At 70.1% G+C, this 17,885-nt stretch carries 27 protein-coding genes and 1 pseudogene; 3 read left to right on the forward strand and 25 right to left on the reverse strand.

What is annotated here, in order from left to right; genetic code table 11:
* Positions 1-59: 59 nt before the first annotated feature.
* The 3 genes from ABFY07_RS28070 to ABFY07_RS28080 all read right to left on the reverse strand — a co-directional run bounded on the left by ABFY07_RS28070 (position 60) and on the right by ABFY07_RS28080 (position 3,579).
* Complete coding sequence (locus ABFY07_RS28070; protein ID WP_346177162.1) at positions 60-1,136, reverse strand: ParB/RepB/Spo0J family partition protein; 1,077 nt, start codon at positions 1,134-1,136, stop codon at positions 60-62.
* Positions 1,133-2,395, reverse strand: coding sequence for a ParA family protein (locus tag ABFY07_RS28075; RefSeq protein WP_346177163.1), 1,263 nt, complete (start codon positions 2,393-2,395; stop codon positions 1,133-1,135). The genes ABFY07_RS28070 and ABFY07_RS28075 overlap by 4 nt, the downstream gene beginning before the upstream one ends.
* Before the next feature lie 254 nt (positions 2,396-2,649).
* Complete coding sequence (locus ABFY07_RS28080) at positions 2,650-3,579, reverse strand: NADP-dependent oxidoreductase (protein ID WP_346177164.1); 930 nt, start codon at positions 3,577-3,579, stop codon at positions 2,650-2,652.
* Between the two features lie 91 nt (positions 3,580-3,670).
* On the opposite strand from ABFY07_RS28080, the gene ABFY07_RS28085 reads away from it, so the two are divergent.
* Positions 3,671-4,051, forward strand: a complete 381-nt coding sequence (locus tag ABFY07_RS28085; RefSeq protein WP_346177165.1) for a winged helix-turn-helix transcriptional regulator — start codon at positions 3,671-3,673, stop codon at positions 4,049-4,051.
* A gap of 463 nt (positions 4,052-4,514) precedes the next feature.
* A pseudogene (locus tag ABFY07_RS28090) lies at positions 4,515-4,910 on the forward strand (transposase); the annotation flags it as partial.
* Between the two features lie 687 nt (positions 4,911-5,597).
* Here ABFY07_RS28090 and ABFY07_RS28095 read toward each other — a convergent pair.
* The 18 genes from ABFY07_RS28095 to ABFY07_RS28180 form a co-directional block, all read right to left on the reverse strand.
* Complete coding sequence (locus tag ABFY07_RS28095; protein WP_346177167.1) at positions 5,598-6,266, reverse strand: hypothetical protein; 669 nt, start codon at positions 6,264-6,266, stop codon at positions 5,598-5,600.
* Positions 6,263-6,817: a hypothetical protein gene (locus tag ABFY07_RS28100; protein ID WP_346177168.1), complete on the reverse strand. Its 555-nt coding sequence runs from the start codon at positions 6,815-6,817 to the stop codon at positions 6,263-6,265. Before ABFY07_RS28100 ends, ABFY07_RS28095 begins: the two co-directional genes overlap by 4 nt.
* 93 nt (positions 6,818-6,910) lie before the next feature.
* Positions 6,911-7,333, reverse strand: coding sequence for an NUDIX domain-containing protein (locus tag ABFY07_RS28105; protein WP_346177169.1), 423 nt, complete (start codon positions 7,331-7,333; stop codon positions 6,911-6,913).
* Positions 7,334-7,342: 9 nt separating this feature from the next.
* A complete protein-coding gene (locus ABFY07_RS28110) occupies positions 7,343-7,528 on the reverse strand; it encodes a hypothetical protein (protein WP_346177170.1) in 186 nt (61 codons plus the stop codon).
* 228 nt (positions 7,529-7,756) lie between these two features.
* On the reverse strand, positions 7,757-7,927 hold the full coding sequence (locus tag ABFY07_RS28115) for a hypothetical protein (RefSeq protein ID WP_346177171.1): 171 nt from the start codon (positions 7,925-7,927) through the stop codon (positions 7,757-7,759).
* 33 nt (positions 7,928-7,960) lie between these two features.
* Positions 7,961-8,410 carry a hypothetical protein gene (locus tag ABFY07_RS28120; RefSeq protein ID WP_346177172.1) on the reverse strand — a complete coding sequence of 150 codons (450 nt, stop codon included), beginning with the start codon at positions 8,408-8,410 and terminating at the stop codon, positions 7,961-7,963.
* A gap of 152 nt (positions 8,411-8,562) precedes the next feature.
* Positions 8,563-8,736: a hypothetical protein gene (locus ABFY07_RS28125; protein ID WP_346177173.1), complete on the reverse strand. Its 174-nt coding sequence runs from the start codon at positions 8,734-8,736 to the stop codon at positions 8,563-8,565.
* 20 nt (positions 8,737-8,756) lie between these two features.
* Positions 8,757-9,035 (reverse strand): hypothetical protein, encoded by a 279-nt coding sequence (locus ABFY07_RS28130; RefSeq protein ID WP_346177174.1) that lies wholly within the window; start codon positions 9,033-9,035, stop codon positions 8,757-8,759.
* Positions 9,032-9,475, reverse strand: a complete 444-nt coding sequence (locus ABFY07_RS28135) for an ASCH domain-containing protein (RefSeq protein ID WP_346177175.1) — start codon at positions 9,473-9,475, stop codon at positions 9,032-9,034. The genes ABFY07_RS28130 and ABFY07_RS28135 overlap by 4 nt, the downstream gene beginning before the upstream one ends.
* Positions 9,472-10,149, reverse strand: a complete 678-nt coding sequence (locus ABFY07_RS28140; RefSeq protein WP_346177176.1) for a GGDEF domain-containing protein — start codon at positions 10,147-10,149, stop codon at positions 9,472-9,474. Before ABFY07_RS28140 ends, ABFY07_RS28135 begins: the two co-directional genes overlap by 4 nt.
* Positions 10,150-10,239: 90 nt before the next feature.
* Entirely contained in the window at positions 10,240-10,548 is a 309-nt protein-coding gene (locus tag ABFY07_RS28145; RefSeq protein WP_346177177.1) for a hypothetical protein, read from the reverse strand.
* Positions 10,549-10,655: 107 nt separating this feature from the next.
* Positions 10,656-10,961 carry a hypothetical protein gene (locus ABFY07_RS28150; RefSeq protein ID WP_346177178.1) on the reverse strand — a complete coding sequence of 102 codons (306 nt, stop codon included), beginning with the start codon at positions 10,959-10,961 and terminating at the stop codon, positions 10,656-10,658.
* Positions 10,962-10,974: 13 nt separating this feature from the next.
* The gene (locus ABFY07_RS28155) at positions 10,975-11,184 is read right to left on the reverse strand and encodes a hypothetical protein (protein ID WP_346177179.1); all 210 of its coding nucleotides are present in this window, start codon (positions 11,182-11,184) and stop codon (positions 10,975-10,977) included.
* Positions 11,181-12,188: an AAA family ATPase gene (locus tag ABFY07_RS28160; RefSeq protein WP_346177180.1), complete on the reverse strand. Its 1,008-nt coding sequence runs from the start codon at positions 12,186-12,188 to the stop codon at positions 11,181-11,183. Before ABFY07_RS28160 ends, ABFY07_RS28155 begins: the two co-directional genes overlap by 4 nt.
* Positions 12,185-12,376, reverse strand: a complete 192-nt coding sequence (locus tag ABFY07_RS28165) for a hypothetical protein (RefSeq protein WP_346177181.1) — start codon at positions 12,374-12,376, stop codon at positions 12,185-12,187. Before ABFY07_RS28165 ends, ABFY07_RS28160 begins: the two co-directional genes overlap by 4 nt.
* Complete coding sequence (locus ABFY07_RS28170) at positions 12,373-12,618, reverse strand: hypothetical protein (protein WP_346177182.1); 246 nt, start codon at positions 12,616-12,618, stop codon at positions 12,373-12,375. The genes ABFY07_RS28165 and ABFY07_RS28170 overlap by 4 nt, the downstream gene beginning before the upstream one ends.
* Positions 12,619-12,637: 19 nt before the next feature.
* A complete protein-coding gene (locus tag ABFY07_RS28175; RefSeq protein ID WP_346177183.1) occupies positions 12,638-13,066 on the reverse strand; it encodes an RRQRL motif-containing zinc-binding protein in 429 nt (142 codons plus the stop codon).
* Positions 13,067-13,331: 265 nt separating this feature from the next.
* Positions 13,332-14,111 carry a hypothetical protein gene (locus ABFY07_RS28180; protein ID WP_346177184.1) on the reverse strand — a complete coding sequence of 260 codons (780 nt, stop codon included), beginning with the start codon at positions 14,109-14,111 and terminating at the stop codon, positions 13,332-13,334.
* A 93-nt stretch (positions 14,112-14,204) separates the two neighbouring features.
* Here ABFY07_RS28180 and ABFY07_RS28185 point away from each other — a divergent pair, with 93 nt between their 5' ends.
* Positions 14,205-14,423, forward strand: coding sequence for a hypothetical protein (locus tag ABFY07_RS28185; RefSeq protein ID WP_346177185.1), 219 nt, complete (start codon positions 14,205-14,207; stop codon positions 14,421-14,423).
* 81 nt (positions 14,424-14,504) lie between these two features.
* Here the strand turns inward: ABFY07_RS28185 and ABFY07_RS28190 are convergent, their stop codons facing one another.
* The 4 genes from ABFY07_RS28190 to ABFY07_RS28205 all read right to left on the reverse strand — a co-directional run bounded on the left by ABFY07_RS28190 (position 14,505) and on the right by ABFY07_RS28205 (position 17,841).
* On the reverse strand, positions 14,505-15,002 hold the full coding sequence (locus ABFY07_RS28190; protein WP_346177186.1) for a hypothetical protein: 498 nt from the start codon (positions 15,000-15,002) through the stop codon (positions 14,505-14,507).
* Positions 15,003-15,086: 84 nt separating this feature from the next.
* Positions 15,087-15,278 (reverse strand): hypothetical protein, encoded by a 192-nt coding sequence (locus tag ABFY07_RS28195; RefSeq protein ID WP_346177187.1) that lies wholly within the window; start codon positions 15,276-15,278, stop codon positions 15,087-15,089.
* 40 nt (positions 15,279-15,318) lie between these two features.
* A complete protein-coding gene (locus ABFY07_RS28200; RefSeq protein ID WP_346177188.1) occupies positions 15,319-15,507 on the reverse strand; it encodes a hypothetical protein in 189 nt (62 codons plus the stop codon).
* A 39-nt stretch (positions 15,508-15,546) separates the two neighbouring features.
* Positions 15,547-17,841: a hypothetical protein gene (locus ABFY07_RS28205; protein WP_346177189.1), complete on the reverse strand. Its 2,295-nt coding sequence runs from the start codon at positions 17,839-17,841 to the stop codon at positions 15,547-15,549.
* Between the last annotated feature and the right edge of the window lie 44 nt (positions 17,842-17,885).

Consider the following 17,885-nt stretch of genomic DNA (forward strand, 5'->3'; position numbering starts at 1 on the left):
GACAGATAGAGGTCCCGCTCTCCTCCGCTAGGGGAGAGCGGGACCCGCTGGTCTACCGTTCACACGTGAGTTTCCTGCCCCTGAATGTGCCTCTGGAGCAGGTGCAGCAACTGTGCCTGAGCTGCGGGAGTCATACGATCGCGGATAAGCAAGGCGAGCGCCTGGACATCAGTCCATGGCATCGCGTCCACTTGGTCTGTATGCGCGGTCTCGGGTGTCGCCTTGTGGCTGCCGGGCTGTGAGGGTAGTTCTGCAGCCACCGCCTCCGGCGCTGCTGTCGGTTGTGATGCGGTGCCGGCCGCGTCGTTGACGGAGGCCTGGGTGCGTGTGGGTTCCGCGTCTTCACTTATCACGGCGTGATAATCGCCGGATGGCTTCGGAGGGGTGCCAGTCTCACTGGCGTTGGCCGATCTGCGTTCGTTCCGCTTCTTGGCGGCCGCGGCTCGGGCGTCTGCGGCGGCCCTCTGTTGCTCCGGGTCGAGCTTGCCGAGGTTTCGTACATGCTCGACTTGCCGCTCTCCGCTGGCCAGTTCGGCTTGGAGGTCGGGGGAGAGCTTCAGGAGGGACAGCTTGGAGGAGATCGTTGCCTGCGAGATCCCGAGTCGTTGGGCTGCTTTGGTCTGGCTGCCGTAGAACTTGACCACGCTCTCGAGAGCATGGGCTTGCTCCAGGTCGGTCATGTCGTCGCGGTGGAAGTTCGCGACGAAAGCCGCCTCGAGCAGGGACTGGTCGGTCGCCACGCGGGCGTCGTCAACGTGGACCTTGATGGTCTTCAGTCCCGCGCGGCGAGCCCCCTCGAGGCGCCGATGGCCGTCCACCACCAACCACTTGGCGCCCTCATCCAGGTCTGCGGCCCGGTCGGGGCGCTCACGGACGTAGGCGTCGACGCTGGCTACGGTGATGGCGTTGATGACGCCCAGTTCCTGGATGCTTTGTGTCAGCCCGTCAAGGTCACGAAGGTGGTCCCGAGGATTGTCCGGGTTCTGACTGATCACATCAACGGGCAGTTCCGTGGGGTCGGGAACCCCTTCGGTGCGTACTGCAGTAGCAGCGCTGATGGCGGCTCGACGGGCACTGACGGGACGGGCCTGGCCGAAAGAGGCACCTGCTCCAAGCTGTGAGGCTTTGCTGCTCATGAGATCTCCCGTGCGAGGGCACGCATGCCGACCGCCTGATCTGACTTGGGGGCGTAGGCCAGCAGGGGCTGCTTCACGCGGACTGCTTCCTTTTGCTCTTTGAGATCGCCGATGACGCCGACCACGCGCGGATCCCTTATGTCCATCCATGCGGCCAGGGACGATGTGGCAATGTACCCGCGGCGGGCGTCGTAGTGGTTGACCACGATGCCGAGGTAGTCGATGTCCAGGGACAGGTCGGCTCGCAGATCCTCTATCTGCGTGGTGAGCAGGGCGTAGGCATCGGCTGAGCTGTCTTCTGCCTGGACGACGATCAGAGCGCCGGAGGAACCGGCTGGTTCGTTCTCGCGGCGACGTCCGTAGTACGCGGCGGCATCCATGCTCAGACCCAGGCTGGGGGGACAGTCGACCAGGATGACGTCGAAGTCGGATTCGACCGGGGCCAGTGCTCGCTCAAGGGCGGCCTCGCGGGCCCTGACGCCGGCCAGTTTGACGTCGAGGAGAAAGGCGTCGTTGCAGCTGGGGAGCAGGTGCAGCCGGTCACCGAAGCGGTCGTCCTCGATGGGAACGATCAGGTCGCGCAGCTTGCCCCCTGGCTCCCCCGCCATGTGCTTGGTGAGGCTGTCACCGTCCATGGGCAGTGGAGCGTGGTCGAGTTGCTGGGTGAGGTGACACTGCGGGTCGAAGTCCACGAGGAGCACGCGCAGGCCAAGGCCGGGAAGATCCTCTATGGCGAACGGGGCCGCATCGGCGCCCCCGGATTCGGAGTCGTTGTTCTTGAGCAGTGCGGCGGCGAAGTGCTTGGAGATACGCACCGGATGCAACGCGTTGGCGTCCTCGGCCATCGCTTCTCCGGCGCCGGCGGTGATGGCGGTCTTACCGACGCCGCCCTTTTGGTTGCAGACGATGATGCGGCGGGGATTCTCCGGGCGCTGCACGGTGGGCGCGGGGTTCTTCTGCAGCCACAGCTGCACCGCCTGAGCGAGCCCTTGAGTGAGGGAGATCTTGCGGTCGGCCGCTGTGGTCTTGAAGGTGTCCCACTGGCCTGGAGGGAGCCAGGTGGAGAAGGAGTCGGCCCCGGATGTGTCGACGGCGGTTGGGGTGGCGGCGAGGCTGCACCAGTCGGTGATGCCTTGTGTGACGGCAGCCTGGATTTCGATGCCCAGTTGCGCTGTGCGGACTTTGAGGTCCTGCCTCAGCCAGCCGGGAAGTTTGGAGACGACCTTCTCGCGGTCGCCAGCAGAAGCGGGGGAAGCCATGAAGGACACCTTACTAACGAACGCGATCCGTTCAGGCATCGACACGTTACCTAGGTACGGGTGCTTCGACTATCACGCCGTGATAATTGGTCCTGCCTCAATGAAGTTAGGCGTCCGCATGACGGTGACCTGCGTGGACTGAGTTGGATGAGACAGATCGACTCGGTTCGTTGAGACGAAAGGCCGGAGCCGGCCCGGGGGGACTCAGAGGACATCTCAGTGGGACCTCGCTTACGTGAGGCCCCATGACGGGATCAGACGGTGAGGACGAGCTTGCCCTGGAGGTGACCGCCGTCGAGCAGCCGGTGCGCGTCGGCGACGCGCTCGAACGGGAACGTCTCCTGCACGTGGACCCGGAGCTTTCCCTGTTCGACGAGGCCGACGAGACCACGCAGGGCGACCCGGTCGGGGTCGACCACGATACCGCTGAAGCGCATACCCGCCGCCTCGTACTTGGCGATGAGCTCCAGGTCGTCCTCGGCGGTTGCCGTCACCAGGTGACCGCCAGGGCGGAGCACCCCAAGGGACCGCTCGACGGTGTCACCGCCGATCGTGTCGAGCACGACATCGATGTCGCGGACCGCGTCGGTGAAGTCGACCGCCGTGTAGTCGATCACTTCATCGGCGCCGAGCCCCTCGACGAACTTCCGTTTGCTCCCGCTGGCGGTCGTGATCACGTGCGCGCCGAGGGCTTTCGCGATCTGGATCGCGACGTGGCCGACCCCGCCGCCACCGCCGTGGACCAGGACGCGGTCGCCCTTGCCGACGCCGGCGAGGTCGACGAGGCCCTGCCACGCTGTCAACCCGACGGCCGGAAGCGCGGAGGCCTCGACGTGCGAGAGCGAGGCCGGCTTGCGCACCAGGTGCAACGCGGGCGCCGACACGAGCTCGGCGTACGCGCTCGCCGCCCGCGGGAACAGCGGCATCCCGAACACCTCGTCGCCGGGCCTGAACCGCCACGTCTGCGGTGCCTCCTCGACCACGCCGCTGATGTCCCAGCCGAGGATGAACGGCGGCTGGCCGATCAGCGGGAACTCGCCGGCGCGCAGGCGCGCCTCCAGCGGGTTCAGCCCGATTGCCTTGACGCGGACGAGAACCTCGGTCGGGAGGGGCTGGGGTTCGGGCGCGTCCACGATGGTGAGCACCTCGGGACCGCCGAGCGTCTGCTGGGTGATGACTCGCATGACTCTCCTAAGCTTTGGGAGGGGGAGAGAACCCAGGCTAGGTTTCCGATAGGAACCAGCAGGTACCTTCGGCGCAGGTACCTTTGGTGCCATGAGCGGTTTCGGTCCCGGGGATTCCTTTCTCGCCGACTGTCCGGCGCGTCTTGCGGTCGAGCTGATCGCCGACAAGTGGACGGTGGTCGTGCTCTACGGCCTCAGCAGGGGCCCGGTGCGACATGGCCAGCTGATCGAGCTGATCGGCGGCATCTCCCGCAAGATGCTCACCCAGACGCTCCGACGGCTCGAGGCGCACGGACTCATCCGCCGCCACGCCTACGCCGAGGTGCCGCCCCGCGTCGAGTACGAGCTCACCCCGCTCGGGGCGACACTGATCGATCCGATCCACATGCTGACCGAGTGGGCGAGGGCGAACGGCGACGCAGTGCTCGATGCGCTCGACGCCGACCCCGAGCCAGTCGCCCATAGCGACTGAGGCCCCCACTTGGGACAGCCCCTCCAGAATCCACCCCAGTCGGTACAGCCATCCAGCACCCCCAGCCCCCTCAGTCGCGCGACTAGGTTCGCTGAGACAGAAGCCCGAACGACGCGGTTCACTGAGAAAACGACTCGATTGAGAGAGACAGGACAATAAACCCGTCTCTGCGCCGGTCGGCGCGGATTCAGTCGCGGGAACTATCACGGCGTGATAGTTCCCGCGCCACGGGAGCCTCGAGGTCGTTGCACGGTCAGCATCAGCTGCCGATACGAGTGCCTCAGCATGCCGCGTTCTGCCTGCAGTGGGGAGGCGGTGACTGAGACGGCTGCGCCGACCTCCTGCATGCGTGAGCCGAAACTCGTCGTCCACGGCCGGTGTGCTGTTCGCGACTAATGATCGTCTCAGGATGAGGTTGGCCGGCTGAGGCGACCGCAGTCAACAGGGCTTCCCTGCTTTCGGCCGGATGTTCCACTCGGTCCGCGAGTACCGGGGCCGCAAGGGCGAGCCGAAGGGCATCGGCTGGCGCGACCTGCGCAACCTGCTGGTCAGAGCGCACATCCAGATCGGCGGCCCGATCGTGCTCGCGTGGGACAACCTGCGCATGCACCTGGTCGAGCCACTGTGCGAGTTCATCGCCGCCCACGTCGACTGGCTCACCGTTGTCCAACTTCCGAGCCATTCACCAGACTTAAACCCGCAGGAGGGCATCTGGTCTCTGGTCAAGCGCGACATCGGCAACCTCGCCGCAGCCGACCTCAGCCAGATCACCCGAGCCGTCAAGCGCAAGCTCAAAATGCTGCAGTACCGACCGGAGGTCATCGACGGCTGCCTCGCTGGCACCGGCCTGGCGCTGGAAGCTGAATACGCAGCCGGCCGAACGGCTATAGGGCCTGCACGGTCAGAGTCTAAAGTCGCTGGTCAGATACGGTGACGAGATGAACGAGAGCCTGCCTGCCGACGTAGCCGACGTGCTTGCGGCAGTCCTGAACAGAGAAACCCCGGTTCATATCAGGCTCCAAAGACAGATTCCGCACCTCCGCGTGCGAGCGCGCTGCACATGTGGATGTGGCACCACCTACTTCGAGCTCGACACCAGCAAGGTGGACCCTGCACCCACCGGCCCCAGCACGGTCGTGGCGGCCGAAGTGCAGCTCGTCACCCGAAGCCGGCGAGTGCCCTGGTGAGGTCCTGGTCTTCACCCAGGGCGGCTACCTGTCCTGGCTGGAGGTCTGTTCATGGAGCGACGACATCGAAGTGACACTGGCCGCCGCGCGTCACTGGTTGCGGACAGGCTCTTGATCCCAAACGACCAGCGCCCAACGGGCTCCGCGACACAGCCGACATCACGAGTTCAAGTTCAGTAGCTCCATTGATCGCAATCAGGAATTAGCGATTTGCGGCGGGGATCAGCGTCGGAACCACTGTGCGATCGCCTGGCGTGGATCACCCGGCATCATCCCGAGAGCATCTTCCGCTCGTAACGCAAAGAAGGCCCTGCCCTTGCGACGAAAGCGCAAGGGCAGGGCCTTCTCGTACCCATAAGTCAGGGCGTGCGGACGTCGCGGTGCGATGCAGCTCGCAGGTTCCTGACCAAGAGGTCGTCGAGGCACTGGTGGTTCGGGTCGTGGTAGGCATTCACGGCACCGAAGTCGAGCGGGGCCACCGTGGCCTCGCCGGGCAGGCCGCCTCTCTTCAAGTGCTCGTTGATGTGTACGGCGGCGGACTCAGCTGCGGTGCACTGGTTGTACGGGCCGAGCCTCACCAGGGGACAGTCGGGCCGGCTGACGTGAACGGCGTAGTGAGCCGGCTGCAGCCCGACGTCGTCCGGGAGGTCCAGGCCCGCTGCAGCGTGGGTGAGCATCCGGTAGGCGGGCTGCCAGGTGCCGAGGATCGCGGTCGTCTCGCAGCGCAGCCAGCCTCGGTCGGTGTAGCCGAGCTGGCGGCCGTGAAGGTAGGCCGCAGCGTGTGGGGTGTCGGGATGGACCAGGGCCACGGCGATCATCTCGGGGCCGTGGTCGTCCCCGGGCCGGGGGTGGGCGCGCTCGATGAACGGGCCGATGCGCACGGCGATGTCCTGGGAGTGGCCAGGCGTCCAGGGCTGCGGGTCGCGTACGGCGGTGAGCGTCGCGCGGAACTGGTCGACGACGGCCTGGTCCTCGGGGGTGAGGGCGCCGGGGGCGTGACCGCAGCGGCGGAAGAAGGGAAGCTTCATCGGGTCGGCTCCTCGGGGGCGGGGTGCGGGGTGGACGTCGGCATGGCCAGGCTCAGATAGCGGGCGGCGGTGTTCACGAAGTCGTCGTGGGCGACCTTCGCGGCCTCCCGGGCCTCGGTGAGCCGCTGCTTGGCCGTCTCACGATCCGTGCCGGCCGCGGCGGTGGGGACCGCCTGCCGGATCGCGTAGGTCAGCGTGATCATGCGGTCGGCGGCGTCGCGGACGTTCGGGTCCTCGATGAGGACGTGCAGGGCGACCAGCGGGCGGGTGACCGCGCTGCGGGTCGTGTGACTCTCGCCGCGCAGCGTCTCAATCCGGTCGGCGCTGGCGCCCTTGAGGACGGCGTCGCCGCGCATCCAGAGGGCCCGGCGGTGGTCGCTGGCGGCGCACGCCAGCGCGGTGACGGCCTCCAGGCGGTCGCGGCGGATCGTCTCGCCATGGGTGACGCGCACCTGCCGTTCGGCGGCGCGCTCCTGGAATCGGCCGGACACGATCGCGCCCAGCAGGGTGGCGACGATGGTGAGGGCGGCGGTGACCAGGGTGGTTAACACGAAGGGGACCTCCTGTGCCGAGAGGGAACGCCGAAGCGCCGCGCGCCGGCCTTCCGGTCGGCGCGCGGCGCTTCGGCGTTGCGTGGTGGTGTCTCAGGAGGCCGTGGCCGCGCTGAGGATGTCGGCGTGGTCAAACGCCAGGTGTTCCGGCAGGTCGTCCAGGGGCCACCAGCGGGCGGTGCGGGCGTCGTCTCCGGCGATGACCCGGGTGCCTGCGGGGACGACAGCCGCGTACGCGACGGTGACGTACCGGCCACGCGGGTCGCGCTCGGGGGAGTCCCAGACGCCGATCTGGCGCAGGTCGGCGGCGGCCACATGGACGCCGGTCTCCTCCTTCAGCTCGCGGGCAGCCGCGACGCGGCTCGTCTCGCCGTGGTTGACACGCCCACCGGGCAATGCCCAGGCGCCCTTGTACGGCGGCCAATCGCGTTCGATCAGCAGGACGTCGCCGCCGGGCGTGAGGGCCACCACGTCGGCGGTGTAGTGGATGGTCTCGGACATGTCGGTGTCGGTCATCTGTACCTCTCAGTGAGTGGTGGGGTCGGTGGTTATGAGGAGCTGGTCGCTGCCGAGGTCCATCACGACCCGGGCGTCCGGCCGCCCTTGGGTGCGCTGGGCGGGGGCGTACCCTTCCGCCGGCCAAGAGCCGCGGGGGCCTCCGGCAGGGAACCGCTCCAGGACGATGCGGGACGGAGCGGTGGGCGTAGCCACCACCCATCACCACCGTTGACGCGGTCGGCGGGGTGGTCGGCCGGGAGAGGTCAGGACGCCTTGGGCTTACGCATACGGCGGGGGCTGTTACCTCCGGCCGGGTTGTCCGGGGGACGCTTTCCGAGCCGTCCCCACACCCCGGGGGCGCTACCGGCCGGGTTCACCGGGCCGGGGTCCGGCGCAGTGATCTCAGTCCCGCGCGGGGTCTCCCATCGCCACACACCCATGTCAGCTCTCTTTCGCGGCGCGCTCGGCGGCCCGCTTGGCGGTGAACAGCCGGGAGACGGCGGCGATCCTGTCGCCCATGGTCTCGGTGTCCCTGACTGCCTGCCGCGCCTCCTCGACGGCGTCCTCGGCCTGCTGGCGGGCCGCTTCGCGGGCGTTGATCTGGGGTTCCATGACGGTCTCCTGTCGTGGTCGGTTGGTGAGTGGTCAGCGGGCGATGACGGCGGCGGCGAGCAGGTGCCAGGCGCGGTGCCACGCCTGGTCCAGGTGCGGCCCGGCGCCCGGGTCGGCCTGCACCCACCCCTGCTTGCCGCGCTTGTGGGCCAGGCGGACGAGGTAGGTCGAGGGCTCGGGGTCCGCCCAGTGGCCGGCGGACCGGTCGGCCACGTAGTGGGTGGCGGCCGCCAGGGCCAGCCCGGCGGCCAGCCGGGCCGGGCGGAGGCGGAGGCCCAGGAGCCCGTTGGCGGCCACCAGGGCGGCGGCCAGGTGGGCGGTGTGGTTGGCGACGTGCCGGGCGCACGCGGCCCGGCCCTCGGCGCCCGCCAACCCCTTCGCCTTGGCGTCGGTGTCCTTCTGGCCCCAGTAGTCGGCCCAGGTGTGAACGTGGTCGGTGATGGCCAGGACGGCAGCGGTACGGGCTGCTCGGGACGGGGTCATGGTCGGGATTCCTCCTGCTCGGGATGGCGGTGGTGGAGCGCCGGTCTGTCCGGCCACCGCACCCCACGCCCCGGCTAGCTGGCTTGCTGGGGGCGTGAAGCGCGGAAGCCCGGTAGTCAGTGGTTGCGGATGTGGGTGGTGGAGCGGCCCTCCTACGCGGTCCTGGTGCGGGGCTTGCGCAGGGCGACGTCCAGCAGCTCGCGGTTGCGCTTCTGCTGGGCCGCCGTGAGCGGCCGGGCCTTCGCGCCGTGGCGGTGCCACAGCGGGGAGGCGGGCGGCTCGGGGTAGGCGAGGGCGTGGTCGACGTCGCGTTGGGTGTTGCTCATGGGGCCTCCAGGTGGAGGGTTCAGGCGTGGTCGTCGTCGCGCCGGCGTTTGGCCTGGATGTCGGAGGCGAACCTGCCGAGGCGGGCCTCAACGGGGTTCGCGGCGATCCAGTCCTCAGCGCACGCCTTGTGCACGGGCTCGCCGTAGTGGGAGCGCATGGGCGTGGGCTTGTCGCACAGCATGCAGGGGCGGTCATGCCAGTGGTCGAAGTGCTGGCTGTCGCGCCATTCGAGGAGAGCGCCGGGAGCCGGGACGCAGCCCGGCTCGAACAGCGGCTTCTTGTCTCGGGTGCGGGTCACGGCCGGAAGTCGGGCAGCTGCTGGAACACCTGCGCCAGCAGATCCGGCGTCGGCTTCCAGGCCGAAAGCGCGCCCGTGGCGGGCACGGGCAGGGCGAGCTCCTGGACGTCCTCGAGGACCAGGTGGTGCGCGCCGCGCTCCGCCCACGGGCTGGTGCACTTCTTGGGACCCTGGTCCAAGTGGCAGCCGGTGAGGCGGGCGACGCCGATGACCGCGCCCAGGTGCAGTTCGCGGCCGCGGATCGCGGTGGCGACCAGCGGGTCGCGCAGCACTGCGGGCTCCGGCTTCTTCTTTCCGGCGTGGATGAGGATCCAGCCCTGCCACGGCCAGTGCACGGGCCTGTTCTCCGGGTTCTTCCCGGCGAGGATGCAGGTCGCCCAGGGCTGGCGGATCGTGATGCCGCGGATCCAGTCGCCCTCGGGCAGGGTGTCCAGGCTCATGCGGCTCGCCCCCACAGGCTCGTGCCCGGGCGGCCCTCGCGTCGGCCGTTGATAGACGCCACCGTGGTGTGCTCCTTGGTGGCGAGGTGCGCGCGGCCGGAGTGCTTGCCGTCGTAGAGGGCTGCATCGGCTGCCCTCTGCAGCAGGGACAAGTCGCGGGAGCCGATCACGTCCGGGGTCGCGGCGCCGACCGAGGCGGCGACGTCGACGGTGCGGCCGTCGTCCAGGACGACCGGCGTGCGCAGCATCCTCACCAGCGTCGCGAGGCGGGCCTCGCGGCGGCCCGGGGACATCGGCAGCACGACGGCGAACTCGTCACCGCCCAGCCGGCCGACGGACGCGCTGCGGCCTGCCCAGGCGGTGAGCCGGGTGCCGAACGCGGCGAGGACGGCGTCCCCGGCCGGGTGCCCGAGGGTGTCGTTGATGTCCTTGAAGTGGTCGGCGTCGACCAGGACCACGGCCACGTTGTCGCCGTGGCGGGCCAGGATCTGCCGGGCGCGGGCGGTGTACGCGTCGCGGCGCAGCAGCCCGGTCAGCGGGTCCTTCTTCGCGGCCGCCAGGCGCCGGTGCAGGGCGATGGCGTGGACGGTCCAGCCGGTCAGCGGGACGGCTGCGGTGGTCAGTAAGAGTGCACGCTGCCCGAAGTGGGCCTGTGCGCGCAGGACGGAGTCCATACTGGGGATCTCCCTCTCGTCTCGTACGGGTTGGGTGGGCCCGGGGCAGCCGACGAAGCCGCCAAGCAGAGCGGCTGTCCCGGGGCGTAGCTACAGCTCGAAGTCGCCGTCGTCGGCGCGAGTCCAGCTGTAGGGGTCGTTCCAGCGACCGACGGTCGCGGCGGGCCAGTCGAGCTCCCAGCCGGGCCGGTAGCCGCAGGCTCCCCAGCCGTCCGGCCGGTCGTGGGGGATCTCGAGTCCGGCCGCACGCGCGGCGCGTGCCGCGTCGTAGACCTCGTGTGCGATCCGTACGGCGGCGCTGCGGCTTTCGGCGCGGCCGGTGAAGACGTGCACACCGCTCAGGCCAGGCTGACCGGTGCGGTGTATCGGGACGTCGACCTCGAAGTAGGGCAGGGGCATGACGTCCATCTCCTCTCGCTTCCGTGGGTTGAGGGGACACTGCGACCGCCCCGGCCCGCGGGTGCGGGTCCGGGGCGGCACAGAGTGCGCTCAACTCGGTGCGGGGATCAGCTGGCCGTCTCGATGCCGTCGCGCAGGTGGGTGCGCGCCCGGGCCAGCAGCGAGCGCTGGTCGCCGTCCACGCCGGTCAGCGCGTCGGCGAGGTAGCAGGCCGCGCGGTCCAGTTCCTCGCTGGCGTCCTGCCAGGCGCCGTTGCTCGACGCGGCCAGGACGTCGCGGACCTCTTCGACCAGGTCGATGAAGGCGTTCGGGGTGGCGTCGCGCTGCGCCTGGTCGCCGATGAGGGCGGCGAGGTCGGTGGCGAAGCAGTCGCGGAGCGCGGCGAAGGTGTCGTTCCTGGTCTGGACGGCCATGAGCGGTCTCCTGTCAGAAGTCGAGCCGGATCGTGATGGGGATGCGGCGGTCGCCGTAGTCGCGGCGGGGGTTGTGGACGGTGTGGCGGTGGGCGGCGAGGCCGGCGCCCCCGCCCTGGATGGGCAGGTGGCAGTCCGGGCACCCGTGCCACCACTCGGCCCCGGCCGGGAGGTCAGCCGGGGTGAGCGGGTGCGGGTGTGGCCCGCCGGTGGCGCGGCTCACGCGCGGACCGCGTCCGCGAACTGCGCTTCCAGGTCGGCGCGGCCCTCGGGGTCGTCGTCCTGGAGGTCGTCGTGGTCGTCGGCCTCCTGGTCGATGTCGTCGGCGCCGCCGTGGACGGTGCAGCGCACGTCCGGGTCGTGCATCAGCTCGCCGGTCAGGGCGCGCAGGAGGTCGGTGACGTTGTAGACCGGCGCCCAAGCCTGGCCCTCGCATTCGTCGTCGGCCGCGCAGCCCACCAGGACCTCGAAGCCGATGTCGCCCGCTCCGTCGACGTCGGTCCGCAGAGCGAGGACGATGCGGTCGGCTCCGAGTCGGATCTCCGCGACGCGGTCGCCGCCGGCGAGCTGCGAGCCGTCGCGCCAGCGCCACATCGGCAGGATCTCCGGGCCGAAGTAGCGGCGCACCAGCAGCAGGTCGCCCAGACCCTCGCCGCCGTCCCAGCCCAGTTCCGCGCGCCGGGCGTCGCTGAGCGGCCGGAGCAGCGCCTGAAGGCGGTGCAGGTTCTCCGCGATGACAACGTGGTCGAACCCTTCGGCGGGCAGGCCGGGCCAGGCAGCGACCATGGCGGCGTGCTGCGCGAGGACTGCGCGCTCGGGGACGCGCCGGTTCGCGGGCCGGCCTTTCTGGCGTTCGACGCACACGGAGGCCGGGGTGGGCACGACCAGCGCTACCGTGGGCACGCCGTGGTGGCGGGCGGTGCTGATCAGGCTGGCGCGCACGGCCTGCTCGCAATTCGTTGCGTCGACCACCGTCATCTTCCGGCGGGCGAGACGCGCCTCGAGGACGGCCTGGAGCGCGAACACGGCGTCCTCGGTTGCCTCCTGGCACCCGGCGTCGTCACTGACCAGGGCCCTGAACCTGTCGAGCTCCAGGACCTGCGTGGCGGCCCAGGTCCGCGCCCACGTCGACTTGCCCGATCCGGCCGCGCCGATCAGGACCACCAGCGACGGGTCGGGGATCGTCGTGTCGACGGGCAGCGCGTTGTCCAAGCGGAAGGGCTTCATGCGGATTCTCCCTGCGGGTCAAGAGCACGGGTGGCGTAGTAGGTCTGCAGGCCGGCGTTGTCGGTGATGAGCGTGGCGGCCTCGTGCAGCGGGCACGACATCTCCCCGTCGCGGTCCGGCTCGATCCGTCCGGCGGCCTGCACGGCGACGGTGAGCAGCAGGGCACGGCGCAGGTGGCGGGCGGTCACCGCAGCGGGATGGCGCGGCAGTTAGCGGCGTGAGTGTTGGCGTCCGGCCGGATGCAGAACAGGAACTCCTCCTCGGGTCGGTTGGAGGAGTCCCCGCAGCCGTGGCACTTCCAGCGGTTCTTGTCCGAGTGCTCGCCGGGGCCGGTGACGTCCACGTAGCTGCCGCCGACCGTGATGAACCGGATCAGCAGATCCTTCGGGCGGTCGGGCTCGGTGAAGGCGGCGAGGGGGGCGGTGCTCATGGGCGGTGGTCCTCTCGGATCAGGCGGCCAGCAGGTGCTTGGCCGGGGGAGCGATGTAGGAGGCGGGGTCGGCGGGCGTGCCGTCGAAGCACTCCAGACAGGACCCCAAGGTCTTGAGCGGGAGGCAGTGGAAGTAGCGCCGGCCGCAGGGGCCAGGGCACGTCTGGCGTGCTGCCATCGCCTTGTCGAGCGCGGCTTCCTTCGCGAGGGTCATCGGGAGCTTCGGCTTCGCCAGGTCGATCCGGTACAGCCACGCGAAGCGCTTGCGGCCACGGCATTCGATCCGGGCGACGGGCTCCTGGCCGCCGGGACGCAGTCCCATCTCCCGCAGCTGGCGGCGGGTGGCGAGGTTGGCGCGCCCGGCCTGCTTCCACCGGAAGACCGGTAAGGAGCCGTCGCCGGGGTCGTACGGGTCGACGTCGACCAGGTCCTGGTCCTGGTCGGCCATCACCTGCTCCAGGCGCCGGGGAACTGGTAGGGGCGCTGCGGGTAACGGGGGCCGGGGCGCTGCGGGCGGGGCCGGCCGATCCGGCGACGCGGGCGGGGGATGAGCACGAGCGGTTCCTCCTGATGTCGGTGGACAGCAGGCACCGCGCCCCGCCGACGTCGTGCTGGTGTCGGCGGGGGCGCGGTGCGAGGCGGCCGGTCGGCCTGTCCAGCCCTCGCCCACCCCGGGGGCGGGGTGGGCGAGGACCAGGCGGAGCGACCGGAGGTCAGTCCCGGAACGGGCAGCCGCTGTGCGGGTGCTGTTCGGCGGCCGGGGCCGGGGGCTGCACGGGAACGTGGATCTCGGGCTTGACGGTGACCTTGGCCGGGCGCCCGGCGACGATGCGGCGGCGCAGGGTCAGGCCGCGCATCGCGAACGCGGACAGGAACGTCCAGGCGAGGACAGCGAGTCCGGCGGCGACGGGGCGGCTGGCCTGCGGGGTGGCCGTCCAGACCATGACCACGGTGGCCGCGCCCCACACGGTCCACATCACGCGCACGCCGTTGTTCCGGAAGAGGTAGCCGAGGACCAGGCCGGTGATGCCGGTGAGCAGCCACAGCGTGTAGACGGTGGAGGCCGCGACCGGGAGGCCGGTGGAGTGCTGCGCGATGTATGTGCGCACCGGCTGGTCGACGACGGCCGCCACGCCGCTGGAGGTGTCGACGCCGACCTGCACCTTGGGCACGGCGGTGAGGATCTGGCGCAGGGCCTGGAGGACGACTTCGCCGGCGGCCTTGGCCATCAGCACGACGAAGGCAAGTCCGGCCGTCATCAGCACGGTGCGGATCCAGGGCGCCATGTACCGGAAGCCGTCCTCGGGGGCGCTGAGGACGTCGTCCCACATCTCGTGCAGGACGCCGTCGGCGTCCCAGGCCCGGTTCCACCAGTCGCGCAGTCCCTCGCGCAGCGCGGCGAGGCGGCGCTGCTTGGCCGGTGCCTTCGGGATAGGCACGGGGAGGTAGGCGAGCTCCTGGCGGTCCTGGTGAGTGTTGTCGTTGGACTGCACGGGGCAACTCCTTGTTGTCGATGTGGTGTTCACGGAGCGTGCGAGTGGGCCAAGCTGTGAGCGACGGGCCCAGGAGAGAGGGAGGCGGCTGCGATGGGGTGGTTCACCCGCGATGAGCCGGAGGAAGTCGTCTTCGAAGAGGTCGTGGACACGGACGGGCAGATCTGGCCCGCGTTCACCGACGACGACGGCGTGCTGTGGATCGACGTGGACTATGACGTCGAGGTGACGATCAACGGCGCGATCGTCGATGGGCAGATCCGGGGTGCCGAGGTCGACGGCGACGGCCGGATCTGGATCAACTACGACTGATCGTGAGGCCGGACGGCCTGTCCCGCACCCGAAGCCCCGGCCCGCGGGCGAGGTGTTCGGATACGAGGCAGAGCGCCCGGTTCAGCGGACGTCGTTGCGGGTGCGGGAGAACATCCCGCGCTGGTTGCTGGTGTTGGTGATCTGCGTGTTCTGCACGACCGGGCCCTCGTAGTACGTCTTCGACACGGACTTGCGGGCCTTGCTGATCGCGCCGCCGATCGCGGTGGCGACCATGGCAGCGCCGGCGAACGGCAGGGTGACCATGAGGACGCCGTAGAGCGTGACGGAGGCCAGGCCCTGGAGGACCAGCCAGGCCCCACAGCCCACGCCGGTGATGCCGGCGCCGACACCGATGGAGGCGACGGCGATCCCTGCCGCCCAGGCCGGGACGATCCGCTTGTCGTCCTGAGGGACGGGCGGGGTGTCGCCGTACGCGGGTAGCGGGGTGTCGTCGCGGAACGACGTCGGGATGTGCCGCACGGGCGGCATCTCGGGCTGGTAGGCCCGAGCGATGATCCGCTCGGCTTCGGCCTTGGCTTCGTCGTCGGTGAGCGGGCGGGTGATGTGGTCGAAGTCCACGGTGATCTCCGTTTCAGGGGCAGACGCGGGCGCCCTCCCCGCCGTGGTGGCGGGGAGGGCGCAGGGAGGTGGGGGAGCGGGGGGCTACTGCTGGTCGGCGGCGGCCTCGAGGGCGTGCGGCGTCGGGTACTGCAGCGGCCGGCGGCTGTGGGAGCGGACCACCAGGCCGCCCTGGCGGGCGGTGCGCAGCAGCTCGTCGACCAGGGCGCGGGCCTCGGGGCTGGCCGCGAGGACGTCGGTGGCGTCGTCGACCACCAGGACCAGGGGGCGGTTCATCGTCGGGTTCTCCTCGTTCGGTGGGACGTGATCGGGATGGTCAGAGGCTGCTGATCCAACCGGTGAGGGAGGACACGGCGCTGGTGATGGTGGGGGCGATGCCGGTGCCGGCGAGGAAGAAGCCGAACAGGCAGACGGCGACGCCCGGCATGACCCGCTGGTAGCCGGTGCGCACCAGGATGACGGTGATGATGCCGAGCAGGAGGACCAGGGAGATCGACAGGGCCATGGGTATCGGTTCCTTCGGTGAGTGGGTGGTGGGTGCGGGTCAGTTGTCGGCGAGCTGCCAGTGGCCGCGCTTGAGCGACTTGGCCAGGCCCTTCGCTTTGAGCTGGGTGCAGGCGTTGCTGACGCTGGAGGGCTGGAAGCTGGGCAGGGCCTCGCGCAGCTGCTTGAGGCTCTTGGGCCCGTCGGCGAGCAGGTCGAGGATCTGGTCCTGGAGGCCGGGCTCCTCCCCGATCTCGGGGCCGCCGTCGCCGAACGGAATGCCGAACGGCGCCTCGAACGGGGCGGGCGCCTCATCGCCGTCTCCGCCGTCGGCGTCCGGGGCCGGGGTGCCGGCCGCCGGGGTGCTGCCCGGGGCGTCGGAGAACGCCTGGGCGAGGGTGTCGCAGTCGGCGTAGGGGTTGGTGTGCCGCACGCCGTAGATTGCGGCCCCGGCCTGCGCGGCCTTGGCCTCGCCCTCGGTCAGCCCGGTGGGCGGCTCGTCGCCGTACAGGGTGATCAGGTCGGGGTAGACGCCGTCGACCTTCTCCGCGAAGAAGGTGCGCATGAACTTCGCCCGGCCGTCGAGGAACATGTACGCCATGCCCGCGGTGGACTCGCCGTCCTCGTCGTCCTTGCCGGAGAACAGCGCCTCGATCTGCCCGTTCTCGTAGATCCGGGCGGGGATGTTCTCCATCTGGAAACCGGCCGGGGCGATGCCGTCCAGGCCCATCTCCTTGGTGGAGGAGGAGGCGGTGCGCATGAGGAACAGCGCGCCGACTTTGCCCTGCTGGCGGATCGCGTCGTCGTCGCCGAGGTCCTTGAGGTGCAGGGACTGCACGGCGAGCCGGATGCCGATGCCGACCTTGCGGCCGGTCTTCTGGATGTCGGCGATGAGGTAGGCGGTGGCCTTGCGCATCGCTTCGTCCGGGTGGGAGAGCAGCCGGTTGATCTCGTCCAGCGTGATGTTGATGAGCGGCCACGGCTTGTTGAGGGCGAAGTCGCCGCGGCCCATCTCGTTGGAGATCCGCTCGCGGTACTTCATGACCGCGTGCGCGGCCGTGAGCATCAGGAGCGTCTCCACCGGGCCCTTGGCGAACCAGTCGACCCGGTCTTCCGCCTCCGGGAGGCTCATGCCGCCCTGGACGTCGCCGACCCAGGAGACGACGCCGCTCCTCTTCTCGGCGGCGAGGATCAGGTTCTGCAGCACACTCTTGCCCGCGCCGGTGACGCCGGCGGTGATGCCGCGCAGGGCGCCCTGCCCGGGATCCCACAGGCGCATCCGGGCGGGCTTGCCGTCGTGGCAGACGCCGATGGTGACGCGGCCCTTGGCGTCCATCGTCAGGTCTTCGACGGTGGCCTTGCGGACCTTCATCAGCGGGTTTGTCTTGTAGACGGAGATGACGCCCATACGAATTCCATCCGTTTCAATGACGAGGCGGGAGGGGTCGTCGATGCCGAAGGCGGAGCAGATCGCCGTGTGGGGCAGGTGGATTTCCTTGCCTGGCGGGGAGGCGACCAGCAGCACGATGCGGTGCGGCTCGGACCTGTAGTCGATGAGGTCGACGCCGGGGGCGGCCTTGCCGGGGGCGGCGACCGCGGTCTCCCACAGGCCGCGGATACCTTCGGCGGTGGCCTCGGTGTCCTCGGTGGTGGGGCGGGCGACCAGCCGCATCCGGCCGGGCCCGGAGCCCTGGATCGGGCGGATCTTCACGGTGCCGACCGGGAAGTCGAACGCGGCGGCCAGCTGCACCTCGGTGAAGGTGGGCACCGCCTTCCCGGCCTGGGCGACGACGACGGCCTCGAAGTCGGGCCGGTCGGCGCGGAACGGGGTGATGGACACCAGCCGGGTGCCGTCGCCGGTGGCCTGCTGCCACTTCACGGCGAGGAACTCGGTGTAGGTCAGCGGCTCACCGGGACCGGCGCCGTGCTGCGCCTGGTGCTCGGTGAACTCCAGGACCAGGCCGGCGCTGCGGGTGAGCGGCGCCATCCAGCCCATCAGGGACGCCCACGCGGCCGGGGCGACGACCTCCCACCAGTTGAAGCCGGGGGTGATCAGGTTCGCCACGTAGGTGCCGGCGGCCGTCAGGAACGGGATCGCCCGCTGCGCCCGCGTGAGGACGCTCAGGCCTTGGTCGGGGTCCTTGGTCTTGGCGTACAGCCAGGCGAGCGTGCCCAGGCCGATCCCGCCGGAGGCGAGGTAGGACCAGGCGCTGTCGTCCAGCTGCGGGCCGACGGCCATGCCCGCGGCCGCGAGGGCGTAGGAGGTGCGTTCGGCCAGGACACGCCGGTAGATGACGTGGCCCGGGACGCGCTTGGTGGTGTCGGCGGCCGGCGCCGCCTGGTCGATGGTGCTCAACACAGCCTCCGTTCGAGGGCAGGGGGCAGCAGGGGCCGGGCCCG

Origin of the sequence: Streptomyces sparsogenes subsp. cuspidosporus (assembly GCF_039532705.1) — a bacterium.
Taxonomy (GTDB): domain Bacteria; phylum Actinomycetota; class Actinomycetes; order Streptomycetales; family Streptomycetaceae; genus Streptomyces; species Streptomyces sparsogenes.

Coding starts and splice junctions, on each gene's coding strand:
- ABFY07_RS28070 (WP_346177162.1), bottom strand. CDS start 1,136: ATGAGCAGCAAAGCCTCACAGCTTGGAGCAGGTGCCTCTTTCGGCCAG.
- ABFY07_RS28075 (WP_346177163.1), bottom strand. CDS start 2,395: ATGGCTTCCCCCGCTTCTGCTGGCGACCGCGAGAAGGTCGTCTCCAAA.
- ABFY07_RS28080 (WP_346177164.1), bottom strand. CDS start 3,579: ATGCGAGTCATCACCCAGCAGACGCTCGGCGGTCCCGAGGTGCTCACC.
- ABFY07_RS28085 (WP_346177165.1), top strand. CDS start 3,671: ATGAGCGGTTTCGGTCCCGGGGATTCCTTTCTCGCCGACTGTCCGGCG.
- ABFY07_RS28095 (WP_346177167.1), bottom strand. CDS start 6,266: ATGAAGCTTCCCTTCTTCCGCCGCTGCGGTCACGCCCCCGGCGCCCTC.
- ABFY07_RS28105 (WP_346177169.1), bottom strand. CDS start 7,333: ATGACCGACACCGACATGTCCGAGACCATCCACTACACCGCCGACGTG.
- ABFY07_RS28115 (WP_346177171.1), bottom strand. CDS start 7,927: ATGGAACCCCAGATCAACGCCCGCGAAGCGGCCCGCCAGCAGGCCGAG.
- ABFY07_RS28120 (WP_346177172.1), bottom strand. CDS start 8,410: ATGACCCCGTCCCGAGCAGCCCGTACCGCTGCCGTCCTGGCCATCACC.
- ABFY07_RS28125 (WP_346177173.1), bottom strand. CDS start 8,736: ATGAGCAACACCCAACGCGACGTCGACCACGCCCTCGCCTACCCCGAG.
- ABFY07_RS28135 (WP_346177175.1), bottom strand. CDS start 9,475: ATGAGCCTGGACACCCTGCCCGAGGGCGACTGGATCCGCGGCATCACG.
- ABFY07_RS28140 (WP_346177176.1), bottom strand. CDS start 10,149: ATGGACTCCGTCCTGCGCGCACAGGCCCACTTCGGGCAGCGTGCACTC.
- ABFY07_RS28145 (WP_346177177.1), bottom strand. CDS start 10,548: ATGCCCCTGCCCTACTTCGAGGTCGACGTCCCGATACACCGCACCGGT.
- ABFY07_RS28150 (WP_346177178.1), bottom strand. CDS start 10,961: ATGGCCGTCCAGACCAGGAACGACACCTTCGCCGCGCTCCGCGACTGC.
- ABFY07_RS28160 (WP_346177180.1), bottom strand. CDS start 12,188: ATGAAGCCCTTCCGCTTGGACAACGCGCTGCCCGTCGACACGACGATC.
- ABFY07_RS28170 (WP_346177182.1), bottom strand. CDS start 12,618: ATGAGCACCGCCCCCCTCGCCGCCTTCACCGAGCCCGACCGCCCGAAG.
- ABFY07_RS28175 (WP_346177183.1), bottom strand. CDS start 13,066: ATGGCCGACCAGGACCAGGACCTGGTCGACGTCGACCCGTACGACCCC.
- ABFY07_RS28185 (WP_346177185.1), top strand. CDS start 14,205: ATGGGGTGGTTCACCCGCGATGAGCCGGAGGAAGTCGTCTTCGAAGAG.
- ABFY07_RS28195 (WP_346177187.1), bottom strand. CDS start 15,278: ATGAACCGCCCCCTGGTCCTGGTGGTCGACGACGCCACCGACGTCCTC.
- ABFY07_RS28200 (WP_346177188.1), bottom strand. CDS start 15,507: ATGGCCCTGTCGATCTCCCTGGTCCTCCTGCTCGGCATCATCACCGTC.